Origin of the sequence: Asticcacaulis machinosus (assembly GCF_028550435.1) — a bacterium.
Classification (GTDB): Bacteria; Pseudomonadota; Alphaproteobacteria; order Caulobacterales; family Caulobacteraceae; genus Asticcacaulis; species Asticcacaulis machinosus.
This window is the reverse complement of record NZ_JAQQKV010000002.1, coordinates 374,060-387,319: the sequence shown is the minus strand read 5'-3', so window position 1 is coordinate 387,319 and position 13,260 is coordinate 374,060. Positions and strand designations below refer to the sequence as shown.

The 13,260-nt window shown below is 48.9% G+C and carries 10 protein-coding genes; 2 read left to right on the top strand and 8 right to left on the bottom strand.

Annotated elements, in window-relative coordinates; genetic code table 11:
- Window positions 1-217 precede the first annotated feature (217 nt).
- Entirely contained in the window at window positions 218-1,069 is an 852-nt protein-coding gene (locus PQU98_RS10195; protein WP_272744837.1) for a glycosyltransferase family 2 protein, read from the top strand.
- 37 nt (window positions 1,070-1,106) lie between these two features.
- A complete protein-coding gene (locus PQU98_RS10190) occupies window positions 1,107-3,221 on the top strand; it encodes a glycosyltransferase family 2 protein (protein ID WP_272744836.1) in 2,115 nt (704 codons plus the stop codon).
- Here PQU98_RS10190 and PQU98_RS10185 read toward each other — a convergent pair.
- From PQU98_RS10185 to PQU98_RS10150, 8 genes are all read right to left on the bottom strand, one after another.
- Window positions 3,201-3,836, bottom strand: a complete 636-nt coding sequence (locus PQU98_RS10185) for a DUF1796 family putative cysteine peptidase (RefSeq protein ID WP_272744835.1) — start codon at window positions 3,834-3,836, stop codon at window positions 3,201-3,203. The two genes, PQU98_RS10190 and PQU98_RS10185, sit on opposite strands and share 21 nt — an antisense overlap.
- A gap of 112 nt (window positions 3,837-3,948) precedes the next feature.
- Entirely contained in the window at window positions 3,949-5,931 is a 1,983-nt protein-coding gene (locus PQU98_RS10180) for a class I SAM-dependent methyltransferase (protein WP_272744834.1), read from the bottom strand.
- Between the two features lie 628 nt (window positions 5,932-6,559).
- Complete coding sequence (locus PQU98_RS10175) at window positions 6,560-7,684, bottom strand: AGE family epimerase/isomerase (RefSeq protein ID WP_272744833.1); 1,125 nt, start codon at window positions 7,682-7,684, stop codon at window positions 6,560-6,562.
- 5 nt (window positions 7,685-7,689) lie between these two features.
- Window positions 7,690-8,928, bottom strand: coding sequence for an HAD-IIIA family hydrolase (locus PQU98_RS10170; RefSeq protein ID WP_272744832.1), 1,239 nt, complete (start codon window positions 8,926-8,928; stop codon window positions 7,690-7,692).
- 74 nt (window positions 8,929-9,002) lie between these two features.
- Window positions 9,003-10,022 carry a GDP-mannose 4,6-dehydratase gene (locus tag PQU98_RS10165; RefSeq protein ID WP_272744831.1) on the bottom strand — a complete coding sequence of 340 codons (1,020 nt, stop codon included), beginning with the start codon at window positions 10,020-10,022 and terminating at the stop codon, window positions 9,003-9,005.
- A 75-nt stretch (window positions 10,023-10,097) separates the two neighbouring features.
- Complete coding sequence (locus PQU98_RS10160) at window positions 10,098-11,045, bottom strand: GDP-L-fucose synthase family protein (RefSeq protein WP_272744830.1); 948 nt, start codon at window positions 11,043-11,045, stop codon at window positions 10,098-10,100.
- Between the two features lie 71 nt (window positions 11,046-11,116).
- Window positions 11,117-12,151, bottom strand: a complete 1,035-nt coding sequence (locus tag PQU98_RS10155; protein ID WP_272744829.1) for a GHMP family kinase ATP-binding protein — start codon at window positions 12,149-12,151, stop codon at window positions 11,117-11,119.
- A 333-nt stretch (window positions 12,152-12,484) separates the two neighbouring features.
- The gene (locus PQU98_RS10150) at window positions 12,485-13,246 is read right to left on the bottom strand and encodes an ABC transporter ATP-binding protein (RefSeq protein WP_272744828.1); all 762 of its coding nucleotides are present in this window, start codon (window positions 13,244-13,246) and stop codon (window positions 12,485-12,487) included.
- Between the last annotated feature and the right edge of the window lie 14 nt (window positions 13,247-13,260).

Here is a 13,260-nt window from a genome sequence, read left to right as displayed (position 1 = left end):
CCAAGGATTGTTCCTATAAATCATCTGGAGCAGGACTTCTTGTGAGGGTGATAGGTGGCTCATAAGAGGCCCGGACTCTCCAGAGTCATTCCTGCTAAGTGGATCAGACTGTCGTCAACAGCGAAACCGGGTTTACCAGAGTCTGTGGCTATGCTTTGCAGCGTTTGAGCATTGCCTAAAAATACGATTTCATCTACTAACCTAGCAAATTTAACCAATGGATATTGCTGTGAGTGCAACGGTTACGGTCGTAATGATCGCGAAGAACGAAGGTCCTTACCTGGTCGAGTGGCTGGCCTATCATCGAGTCCTTGGTTTCGATGAAATTGTCATCTATGAGAATAACAGCACCGACGACTCCGACACTATACTTCGAAAGCTTGCCGGAGCGGGTAAGGTCACTCATAGGAAGTGGACGCTGGGCCGTAACGAGTCTCCTCAGATTACGGCGTATCAGGATGCCCTGCGTAAGGTAAAAACGGATTGGATTCTTTTCATTGACGCCGATGAGTTCTTGGTGTTGCAAAACGAAACTTCCGTCAAGGCGTTCCTCGCTCCACTGGATGCGCGAAAGGAAGTCTCCGCAATCGGTGTAAACTGGAGAATTTTCGGCAGCGCGGGCCTGCTGACCAATGATGGGCGTCCGGTCATGGAACGTTTTACGCTCGCGGCAGAACCTGATTTTGTTGTCAATACCCATCTAAAAAGCTTCTCTCGGGTCGCATCACTCTCAGGCATGGTGCATATGCATGCTTGTGCCACCAAGGGTAAAATGGTGCACCCCTCAGGTGAACCCTTGACCATGCTGAATTGGGGATTATCTGAAAAAGTGGAACTGGATGTCGCTCAGATCAATCATTACTATACTAAGACCCCAGAAGAGTACGAGTTAAAGAAAGCCCGCGGCCAAGGAGGCGCTGGAGACAATAAGCCGGAACTCAAGTTTTGGTACAACGATGAATCGTTTGTTGGGCACAACAGAAACGACGTGAAGGACGTGAAAATCTTGGAACGCTATGAAGAAGTAAAGGCCGAAGTAGCGCGCTTGAATTCCATCCTGACCGCGTAAGATGCGGCTTTCCGAATTACTTTGAAGGCGACGCCTCATGTTCAATACCTTCCTTCGTAAGCTGCACACAGTGCATCGTTACGTTATTGGGTTTTTTTCCCGTCTCATGCATGCATATTGGCTGGGCGCCAGCGCGAAGCGTCAAACTCTTTTTCTGACGGGGCAAGTTTTCGATTGGGAATGGTACGTGGCTCAGTATCCAGAACTCAACCTGAACGAAAACAGTGCAGTCCGGCATTTTTTCTTTCAAGGTATCGATCAGGAGCGGGTGGCCCGTTTCTTCGACGCCAGGTGGTATCTCGCTAATTCAAGCGATATTGGGCCGTTGTCGGTAGATGCCTACGCGCACTATCTGAAATTTGGACGTGCCGAACGGCGACCAGCAAGATTTTTCTATGTAAACTCCAGCATCTATACGCCCCCGCCTCCAAGCTACGCGGAATGGCTTGCTGAGTATGAATCGCCAAGCCATCGGCCAGATGCCGCTGCTTTGACTAAAGGTCTTGATCTACATGCCATGGTTTGTATTTCGTTGGTGGTACCATTCGATTCCGAGCTGCGGGCCTTCAACCGAACTTTAGTATCTGTGCAGTCGCAAAGCTTTGTGTTTTACGAGATCGTAATTGGCTTATCAGCTAACGTGTCTGTTGATGTGCGCGACCGGGCACTCGCAGCGGCGGTTCAAGACAATCGCATCCGCATCATCGAACTACCGGACTCAACGCTAACGGTAATGATCAATCGGTTGGCGGAAGAGGCGCTCTACCCCTTTTTCACCACCGTGCCGTTGGGGGATGAAATTCACCCGGATACGATGATGTGGCTTGCGGTGAGCCGGCGTACTCACATCGATGCCGTCCTATTCTACGGCGATGAGGACGAAATACACGCGGGGCGCCGCGAAAACCCATATTTCAAGCCTCAGTTGAATTATGAATTGCTGTTAACCCACGACTACATCGGGCGGTTCACAACATATGATCGGCAGGCCTTTCTTCGCGTAGGCGGTTTTGACACAACCTTTGCCAATCTTGATGAAGCTCAGTATGACTTGGCCTTCCGCATTATTGAAACCTTTCCTCACACGCAAGTCGTTCATATTCCGCGGATTCTTTATCACCGACACGGTCCGCGTGTAACAAATGCAAGTCCTCAACAGGCCGTAGAAAAGCATCTAGCCCGAACCGGTCGCGCTGACGCTCAGTTAATGGCTGCGGAAGTCGCCGGCTATAGCCGCGTCCGCTTTGCATTGCCCGAAAAACTGCCTTTAGTTTCGATCATCATTCCGACGCGAGACCGGCCAGACCTGCTGAAGACCTGCCTCTCATCTCTACTGGAAAAGACGACTTACCGAAATTACGAAATCTTGGTGATTGACAACGGATCCGTAGAAGCCGAGACACTGGAATACCTTGAGGATCTTGAGCTTGCAGGCGTAGTCAGGGTTCTGCGCGATCCGAGGCCATTCAACTATTCCGCCCTGAATAATGCTGCCGTGCGTGAAGCCACTGGCGAGTTCATTTGCCTAATGAATAACGACATCGAAATACTAACCTGGGATTGGCTTGAGGAGATGGTTTCCTTTGCGGCGCAGCCGGATGTCGGATGCGTTGGCGCGCGGCTGTGGTACCCGGATGGCCGGTTGCAACATGCCGGAGTATTGTTAGGCTATTGCGGGGCCGCCGGTCATGTCCACAAACTGCTGAAGAAAGGCGACACAGGCCGCAATCATCGAGCCGCTCTCCATCAAAGCCTAAGTGCTGTAACAGCGGCTTGCCTTTTGGTTAAAAGGCGAATTTTCGAAGAAGTGGGTGGGCTGGACGAAAGCCTGGCTGTTGCATTTAACGATGTCGATTTCTGCTTGAAAGTGCGGGATGCAGGTTATCGCAATGTCTATACGCCTTATGCAGAAATGGCCCACCACGAATCCGCGTCACGCGGAAAGGACAGGACTCGGGAGCAAAAGGCTCGAGACCTAAGAGAAGTAAACATTTTGCGATCACGTTATGGCGAAAGCCTGATGAATGATCCGGCCTATAATCCCAACCTTACGCTTTCGGACGAAGATATGAGCTTCGCTTTTCCGCCGCGCCTGCCCGGTACGGCGGAATTGCTTCAAGAGGCGGGGAGCTTAATAACCCGACAACCGTAAGGGTTTTATGTGCGGAAATTCGCTGAATATTCTGTCCCAGCTGGACACATGGCCATCAGTGGCGTCAGCATATGACGCTATCCGTTTTAGGTAGCGGTTCTTCAGTTGTGCAATATTCCAGTCTGATTCAGCCTTCTCTTCAGGTTGTAGGAATACGAGGACGAAGTTCTCGTTGTTGTTGTGTAATGTTTTCAAACTTTCAAGCATCTCAACCGCCTTTTCCTTATCTGCAGGCTCCTGCGTTTTATAAAAGTAAGCCGTCTTTTTAGTCTCGTCCGCAGCGTTGCCCCTAAGTTTTGCAATCAGGTATTGTGCCTTCTGCTGGTGGTTCGCTACAATGTCTGGATATTCCCCGAATCTAATATCTTCGTCGCTGGGAAAGTCAGAATGAAACATATAGTTGTATTTTGAATCGCGGATCAGATCTGTCGAATGGCGCACCATGGCTTCCGGTTGCATAATGTCTTGAAAGTCACCGTCTAGAAGCGCTATTAACGCGGCCGGCGGCGTAATATTCCAACTGAAGAAACAGCTATCGTCTTGGCCAAGTACGCGCCGTATCTGAAAGGCTCCTTCGCAGTTCTCTCCAAGGGAGGCGTAGAAGTCAAATGTCATAAATAATCCTCACAACTTTCTTTACTGATTTTCACCCGGCGATTTGGCCCAGCCATCGGTCACACTTAACGATTCTACCAAAGACGCTACCCTAAGTACGGTAACAGGCGCTTTACTCAGACGCATTCAGGCTCTTCAATCTTGCTGCCGTCACGGAATAGAGACCCTGAAAAAAATCACGCGCCTCAGTAACCTTAGCGAGATAATCTATGGTAGATTGGAATTCAGCCGAAATTTTGGCGATCTGCTGTTTTGATTTTTCAAGCTCTATTTCCATTGAATTAGGCTTCTGTTCATATAATAAACTTGAGCGGACAATGCGTTGGCGAAGATTAGCAGCCATTGCCGCCATCTCTCCCAATCCGTTAATTATTTGAACAATTTCGGATGTTTCATAGGCTTCCGGCAATTCATTACTTCCTACTAAGGCGTTGCCGACCAACTTCCGCACTTCAAAGTAGGTTTTCTCAAGCAATGATGCAGCTTCAATTTGCCTACCGGTTGCCAACTGGAGCATAGCTAACATCAAGGCTGCCCCGACGGTTTTCGTCAACAGAAGAGGTGAGTAATCTTGCGCGGGTCGATCGAGAACATATTCAAGATACTGTTCCATTTCAAAAAATTGCCCGTGGTTTCGGCTCCTTAGTGCCAAAGCGTATGCAATGGAAATTTGCCAGCGAAGTACAGTAGTATTCGCCGGCGCACATGTTAGATAATTTCGCGCTTTTTCAAATAGATTAGCGTCCATCTCTACATCTTCTAGCTGCATGTAGATTAAGTTACACAGAGCGGCGCCGACATCGGGACTTTGCCAAGGCAAAGTTTCAAGGGTATGGTTTGCCCAATCTTTGCGAATATCTGCATTTTCCACCCTGGAACCAATGACGATAAGAGCGCGCATGAGCCACGGATTAAGGTAATTTTCCATTGGCGTGCCCTTAAAGGGAGCAGGTTGGCGATCCAGTCCTAAGGGAAGGGGGAAAAAGGGCGTCAGGCTAAACACCAGAAAATGCAAGCACTCATCACAAAGTCTTTCGGCGGTTTCTGATTGGAGTCTGTCTAAGATGCGAGGTGGCCCTTTAGCTGGAACATCCAGACTCAACCAAGTCTCAAGTTTCCAAGAGGCTACCGAGACAATCTCAAGATCTGGCCGTCCGGAAATGAAAAGGATCAAACGGCCGCCCGGTGTCAGTTGCCACCTCGGAGTTATTAGCTCGTCTATTACATTCCTTGATGTATATACGATGGCCGTATCAGCTATCACGTTTGCATCTTGGTTAGTGAAATGAAGGGGCAGTTCAGGCAGGCTATAGGCCTTCATTGCGGCCTGTGCTCTTTCTGCAATAGCTATAACAGTGGCAGCGCGGGTGCGCCGGGCTACCACATAGGCAGTGGCAGCATCTGTATCTGCCACTGCCACTACATCATGCGGCCTGACATACAGGGCGGCACGATGCGCCAAGAAGGCGCGAGCATCACTTTCAATGCCCGCCATACATAGGAAGCTTTCGTCCTCCAATCCACGCTCCATTATGAAGAACGCTTCCGGCATCCCATTATGAAGGTTTAGCAAATGGTTCAGCACGTAATGATCTGGATGTTTGCGAAAGCTGGCCGCAAGTAAGTATTCTTCCCATTGGTTGCGATCCATGAATCGAGGAAGTGTGTCGGCGTTGGCATGGGCCGAAGTACGCACGACAAGGATTAGTGGGCCACTACACACACGCTTCATCTCGGCTAGTGCTTTAGTGAGCGCATTCTCATCCAATTCATCCAGGCAAAAACGAGAGAACACAACGTCAAACCGGCCGTCCTCAAACGGCAAGTCCTGTGCTTGACCTTCAAAGAAACGGTCGGGCGTCAAAAGCGCGCTGCGTTTAATCGCTACATCGGAAATATCAATTCCAAAAGCATCCATTCCCTGTCTAATTAAGGCTCGGACAAGACTGCCATTGCCGCATCCGACATCAAGTGCACGCCCATGCCCTGCCACCCGCAAAATAGTTTCTGCGTCGTCAGACGCATGCCCCGGATCGTTAAAGGCTTCATCTGTCTGCCAAAGCGTGTTGAACCGAGTTCGTAAAGCTTCGAGCATGGGTTCCTCTTGAGTTTATTGTTCAATTCGCAAAGATTTAGCTTAAGAGTTTCTCGAAATTTTTCATAGAAAGGAAGATTCTCTAAAGCGGATTTAAATTTCTCAGGGAAGCTGCGTCTTGTATAATCCAATCGAATTAGCTCCTTAGCCTATCAGCTGAAAACTGGAAGTATCCTCACCCTATTTATTGGTTTAAGGAGGGGGGGCGGTTCTATGATAGGAAAGGTTCCATGCTTGAGAATATGCGCAAAAAATAAATATTGAGCATTGAAATGGAAAATACTTCTGACGTAATTATTTGTTATATATATTTATGAGGACTAAATTCTGTATAAATATTAAAACACAGTAAGATGTGTGGTTTAGTAAATTAAGTACGTTAAAAATTTTCCATATATCAATGATTTTATCATCGAATTTAATTTTAAAATTCGCATTTTTTTTTGGTTGCGAATTCTTCGGACGTTTCTTAAATGCCGAATATTTTAAAGAATCGTAATTATTTGCGCTAGAGAGATCGGTATATTCACGTTCAGATCTGCTAGTGGGTAACTGTGAATAATTGCTTTACTTTGATACTCTATCATGGTGGCGTTTGAGGATGCATTAGAAAAAGGGATAGATGTGTCTAAATTTCCAACTGAAGCAGCTCACTCAGACCACATACGATATGATAAAAGGAACTGGCTGGCGCGGGTTCATCCAAGAATGTACCGTCCGGCTTCATCTTGTCATGCCACAAGCCAGCGATATCAGTAACGAGGTATTTGGCCAAACCTTCATAAGCTGCGATAATTTCTTGTTCGCTGTCTATCGCGTTCTGGCGTCTGAAGCTGTCAGCCGCAGCTTTAAGGCGCTCGGTTTGCGGCCAGAGGCGGGCATTGTTATTTATGACCGCTCCATCCAAAGATACCTCATTTATGGCCACGCCCCGGCGCCCGCACAAACCATAACGGCGCGCGAATGCGGACAAGCCGTCACTGGTATCAATTTCATCCTGAGATTTAGCGTTCGTGCCAAAAAGCCATGCCCATTCCAGGCAATGTCCGGGCTCAACTATACTTCCCGTCTCGTCATTCAACGGGTTCCAGCTCTGGTCGAAGTATTCTGTGACAGCGCCTGTGGCACGATCATGGAACTTTGATCTGAAAAGCAAAGAAAGCGCACCCGCTATCGCGCCCCAACGTGGGTCGTTTGTGAATCTGTAGAGTGCGGTGGCGGCCTCGAACATATGCATGTGAGGGTTTTGACGGTAAGGTGGGCATGGCGTCAGTACGCCCTCCCAATAACCACCTTCCGGGCGTGCCCAGTCTGCATCTATCCGGTCCATTACAGTGCCTGCCAGAGCAAATAATTCCGGCTTGGACAAGGCGTTCCCGGCGTGAGCTAGTGCAAAAAGCCCAAAAGCCTGATTGTATAGATCGAGGCTTTTGTTGGAAACGTCCCCTTTGTCGTCGTAGGTATGGATAAACACGCCTTCTTCGCTGACACCGCGAGAGACAAATGCCGGCAGCGCGTCTTCTACAATCTTGCGCCAAGGGCCGTCCCAACCAAGACGGCCGATTTCACAAAAGCTGTAGATCTGCCTCGCCTGAACACGCAGCCGCCTTGGACCGCGCATAATCGAGCCGTCGTGATGCAAGGCTTCCGCAAACATGCCATCTTCTAGCACACCTGTTGTGCTCCATAGCGGTGCCGCGGCGCCAAAAAGCCAGTCCCGTGCCTCGTTCTGAATCTGTTTAACGGTTTTCATTGGATTTACATCTTCTGCGCTAATCTGATTTTTATTTGATTATTTATAAGGCCTTGCAGATCAATCCCTGTAAACAGCACACCCTTAATGCCCGCAGCCACAGCGGCTTCGATATCACTTGGTTTGTCACCGACCATGAAGCTTTGGGCGTCGATAATATTCCAGTCCCTCTTCGCACGCAAAATCATGCCCGGATTGGGCTTCCTGTCGGGATGATTGGCAACTGCATATTCGGGAACGATCCCGTCTTCATGATAAGGACAGTTATAGAAATCATCTATGTAAGCTCCGGTTGCAGCCAGACGCCTGTTTATTTCCTGATGAAACTTGTCAACTTCACAGAGGCTATACAGTCCGCGCGCGACACCTGACTGATTGGTGACGACGATAACGAAGAAGCCATTGTCGTTGGCAAATTTTATCGCTTCCGGAGCACCATTTATGAATTTCAGGTCTTCGGGACGATGGGTATAACCCTTATCTTCATTGATGACCCCATCACGGTCTAGAAAGAGACACGGGCGATCCAGGAAGTGAGGGATTTCACGCTGAGCCTGAGCAAACGTGTCGGTAAGCCCCATATCCAGAAAATACCCTTGATAGAGCTTAGCGGTTAACCGCCCTTCGGCCACGATCTGCGGAAAAACATCCCGTTCGATCGATGTTTCACCATCAATATAGGCCAACACATCTCGACTTAACAGATAAATCCCACCGTTAATGTAACCAGAGCCACCCATGCTTTCGTGCTTTTCCCGAAACGCGGTAATCCTTTCGCCCACGAACTCGACGCTGCCGTAACGGGATGCATCATCGACCGCGCGAAGGGCTAGCCGACCGATGGCGGTGGTGGGTGGAGCTGCCGAGAAATCCCGAAAATTTATATCAAAGAGCGAGTCACCGTTCATCAGGACGAACCACTCATCAAGATGATCGGCGACCGTCGCAATAGCGCCTCCCGTTCCGAGCGGTTCGGTCTCAATAAAAACCCGTACCTTCGCACCGAGAACCGTTTGCCCGTCGTAGATTTCTGAAACCCGCTCCCCCAGATAACCGGCCAACAGAATAATATCTGTAAATCCCTGCCGGCTTATATTTCGGATAACGACATCTAGAAACCTGAGGCCTGGACTGATCTCAAGAAGCGGTTTTGGTGTACCCTTCGTGAGATCACCCAAGCGCGTACCTTTTCCTCCGACGAGGATTAAGCACTGCTTAACCGGAACGGGCGCACGATAAGACAAGTTATTACCTTTTCAGAACTCAGGCGAAAGCCAGGGCCATTCGAACGATAGGAAAACAAGAGATAAATTGTACCTTATCGTGTCAGGAAGCGACCGCCCTGTTTAATACGGTCACGCCAGTAATCGAGCAAATCCCTCATGGTTTGCTCAAAGGGAATTGTGGGCTCCCAACCGGTTACAGCTTTGAACTTCCGCGTGTCCGGAACTTGCAGGTCGGCGTCGATGGGGCGTAATCTTTCCGGATCGATTTCGACCGAAATCTGGTTCGCCTTCGGTGACATCGAGATTAGAGTATCCAACATATCCTTGACTGAACACGTATAAGAGCCGCCGATATTGTAGTAGGCACCCTTGATTGGATTAATGGTCACCAGCATATAATAACCACGTACCGCATCGCGCACATCAGCCCATGTCCGAAGGGAATCCAGATTTCCAGTTTTCACAACTGCCGGGATTAACCCGGCCTCGATCATAGCAATTTGTTTGGCGAAGGTCGATTCTGCGAAAACGTCACCACGGCGCGGTCCCGTGTGGGTGAACATGCGAGTCGTCATGACAGTCATATCATAAGCCTCACCGTAATAACGGCCGATTAGGTCCGTCCCCACTTTTGAAATGGCATAAGGGGAGGCTGGATGGAATGTGCACTCTTCGTCGATCGGCAACTTTTCCTTCGGGACACGACCGAAAACTTCCGACGAGGCACACACATGAATTATGGCTTGAGGTGCATGCTTGCGTAGGGCTGCCAACAAACGTTCGGTGCCCTCGACATTGGTGTCGTAGGTTTCAATCGGAGATTCAAATGACGTTTTGGGGAAACTTTGGGCAGCCAAATGGAAGACGAAATCCGGCTTTGCTTCGCGAACGGCACTGTCCATCGACAGCGAGTCACGAAGATCGCCATAAATGAGATGGATGCGGTCTCTAGCATTTATGCGCGGCAAAAGATGGTATATGTTATCGAGAGGGCTGCGCCACCGAAGAAGGCCATATATCTCCCAGTCGGTGTTCTCAAGCAGGAAATCAACAAGATGCGACCCTACCATGCCGGTAATACCAGTAATGAAACATCTGGCTTTTGAACTCATTTCTTTCGGTCTCCAATATTTAACCGATGGCAGTTATAGCCGCGAAATCGCGGCAATTACGGACGTTTTTGCTAACTATAGTCTGGCTTGATCATAGTTTTTGACGAACCAATCATAAGTCTTCTGCAGCCCCTCTGCGAGCGTCACGCGGGGCTTGAAACCAAGAGCTTGCAATTTGGATACGTCGTAGTAACGATATTCTTGACCATCTGGTTTGGACGTATCAAACTGAACGGCATCCATGCCAATACCGCTGACTTCAGCCAAGCATTCGATGATGTCATGAATTTTGTGAACCTGGCCAGAGCCCATGTTGATGGCACCTTGGCCGCCCTCCATAATGAAAGTCAGCGCTTCCGCTACATCTGAAGAGTAGGTGAAATCTCGCTGCGCCTTTCCGGTGCCCCATGCAACAATGGGCGTCATTTCCCGCGCAGCATTGTAGAACTTATGCACCAATGACGGAATAACATGACCACTTTCGAAATCGAAGCTGTCATGTGGCCCGAAAAGGTTCCCTGAAACTACAAATGCATAGTCCAGACCGTATTGCTCCTGATACGCCTTTTGCATGGCGTACATCAATCGCTTGGAATGCGCATAGGAATCTTCAGACGAATGTGGCTCTCCCCGGAAGATCATGTCTTCCGTGAGGTGCTCTGCGGGAGGTGGGTACGGATAAACGCAACCGGAACCCATGCTGACGACTTTCTTTACACCAGCCAGCCGCGAGCCCTCGATGACATTGGTGTTGATCATGACGTTCTCATAGATCGAAACACCCTTATTCATGATGTTGCCCATAATGCCGTACACTCGTGCGGCTAGGTGGAACACATAATCGGGTGAAACCTCCCGAAAAAAAGCATGAGTAGCATTTGGATCTCTTAGATCGAGTTCCGAACTGGTTGGGGCCACAACCTTTACATTTGCTTCAGCAAGACGATTTTGTAACGCGCGCCCAACTAGCCCTCGCCCCCCTGTAACCAATACCACCGCACCGTTAGTGAGCTTTTCTGTCATTTTGACGGATCCTATATTTCAATAATCGCCATGGCATCAGTCAGTGCCGCGCCGTTTCAATTGGATTACAATCAAGCCTTTCGGCTGGCAAAATCGTAGTTCGCAGTCAAATCAGGGTTATATAAAACCACCGAAGAACCATGATCTTCAAAGCCAAATCGCATGTTTAGCATCGATGATAAAGCGAACCGGACAGCGCTCTGATACTCCGGTTCGACATAAAAGAGCAAAAAGCCGCCGCCTCCGGCACCTAGAAGCTTTCCCCCTGTCGCACCAGCTTTAATCGCCGCTTCATACGCGTCGTCGAGATCGCTGGTCGAGACGCTCTGGGAAAGACGGCGTTTCGCTTGCCACCCCCTGTCCAGCAGTCGGCCAAACTCGCTGAGGTCAATGCTCGGATTCTGAAGAATCGACATCCCCTCATCGACCATTTGGTACATTTCACGCAATTCGGCTGTCTTGTCGGAAAAGCTTTTGATCTTTTCACCTTCGATCTTGCTTGCGGAGCGAGTGAATCCAGTGAAAAACATCATCAAGCGACTATTCAGTTCCCGCTTGCGATCACCTGCGATTAGCACGGGTTCTACATGAAAATCTCCGCCGGCCTTGAAGTCGATCCGGTTTAGACCACCGTATGCCGCAGCTATTTGATCTTGAGAGCCAACTGGTTCTTTAAGCAAATTCTGCTCAATGTGAATGGCCTGCTCGGCGTAGTATCGTTTCGACTCTAGTCTGTGGAGGTTACCCATGTAAGCCTTTAGCATAGAGACAGTAAATGCGGAACTAGATCCAAGCCCGGACTGGGCTGGGAGGTCTGCATTATATAATACCTCGTACCCGCTATCATCGTCCTGTCCGTAATATTCGAGTACAGATCGCACGATCGGATGCTTAATTTCAGAAAGGCTTTGTGTCTCTTCTATGATGCGCCAAGCGACGCGATAATTAAAATCAAACACTCGAGGTAGGCGTCGCAGGGTTACGTATATGTATTTATCAATGGTCGTGGAAAGAACAGCGGCTTTTTCCCCTGTATTAAACCAAGTCGGATGATCGGTCCCTCCGCCAAAAAAAGAGACTCTAAGCGGCGTCCTGACGATAATCATATTCCCACTTTATACCTTCTCGCCACTTCCTGCGAAACCGCCTGCAGAGCCGTTATTCTATTAATTTCGCGCCACGTAAAAAGCTATCTATGCAATACACGATATCTAAATGAGATTTACCAATAGAAAAAACCCATATGGCAGTCAACACGCATCGGCTATCCCCACCTATAATTCAATCGGTACCATCCAATGCGACCGGTGAGTGCGCTGAGGCATTACGATGCAGCGGGGGAAACCCAAAAACCCGTACCCGTATATCCTGATAAAGATATACTCTCTCATTAAATTAAGTGCAGCTAAGCTAACGTCCGCCGACTAATGCAGCTTTTATCACCCGAAGGCTTTCGACCTTGGCTCGTTGTTCGCTTCGTCCCAATCAGCGATGTCGCCAAAGAATACTTGCCTTCCCGCGTTGAGAACTAAGACTTTGTTGCATAAGGAACTCATTAAAGACCAGCTATGCGTGGCTAAGACAATAATACGCGACTTGTTCAAAACTTCATTAAGACGGTTCGTCGCCTTCTCTACAAAGAATTTGTCGCCAGCGCCAATCCACTCGTCCATTAGAAGTATGTCCGGTTCCAGACTAGTGGCAACGCCGAATATAAGACGAGTGACCATCCCCGCCGAATAGGTTTTTATTGGAAGGTCGATGAACTGTCCTAGATCCGTAAACTCTACGATCTCAGGAATTTTCTGAAGAATTTGCTTTGTGGAATAACCACGGATGCGTCCCATATTTATAAGATTTTCTCGCCCCGTCAATTCATAGTCAACGCCCAACGATACATCAATCATTGAAGACACACGACCATCTATGCGGACATGGCCTGTGTCCGGCTCATATACGCGGGCCAGAACTTTCAGCAACGTCGTCTTACCTGCTCCGTTATGACCAATAATTCCAAGACGGTCACCTTCATTGAGCGAAAAATTGATTCCGTTTAGTGCGTTTACGTGAACGATATCATTCCCGCTCTTCAGCAAGCGCCCGCCTACGGCCACATTGGCAATGGCATTACGCAACGATTGCGCTCGCACGGAATAAATCCGATAAGTTAAGTTAACGCCAGTGAGTTCAATTAGCGACATTTGGTGAGCTTTCT

Excerpts from the sequence above, each read along its gene's own strand:
- PQU98_RS10195 (WP_272744837.1), top strand. The coding sequence starts at position 218 with ATGGATATTGCTGTGAGTGCAACGGTTACGGTCGTAATGATCGCGAAG.
- PQU98_RS10190 (WP_272744836.1), top strand. The coding sequence starts at position 1,107 with ATGTTCAATACCTTCCTTCGTAAGCTGCACACAGTGCATCGTTACGTT.
- PQU98_RS10185 (WP_272744835.1), bottom strand. The coding sequence starts at position 3,836 with ATGACATTTGACTTCTACGCCTCCCTTGGAGAGAACTGCGAAGGAGCC.
- PQU98_RS10180 (WP_272744834.1), bottom strand. The coding sequence starts at position 5,931 with ATGCTCGAAGCTTTACGAACTCGGTTCAACACGCTTTGGCAGACAGAT.
- PQU98_RS10175 (WP_272744833.1), bottom strand. The coding sequence starts at position 7,684 with ATGAAAACCGTTAAACAGATTCAGAACGAGGCACGGGACTGGCTTTTT.
- PQU98_RS10165 (WP_272744831.1), bottom strand. The coding sequence starts at position 10,022 with ATGAGTTCAAAAGCCAGATGTTTCATTACTGGTATTACCGGCATGGTA.
- PQU98_RS10160 (WP_272744830.1), bottom strand. The coding sequence starts at position 11,045 with ATGACAGAAAAGCTCACTAACGGTGCGGTGGTATTGGTTACAGGGGGG.
- PQU98_RS10155 (WP_272744829.1), bottom strand. The coding sequence starts at position 12,151 with ATGATTATCGTCAGGACGCCGCTTAGAGTCTCTTTTTTTGGCGGAGGG.
- PQU98_RS10150 (WP_272744828.1), bottom strand. The coding sequence starts at position 13,246 with ATGTCGCTAATTGAACTCACTGGCGTTAACTTAACTTATCGGATTTAT.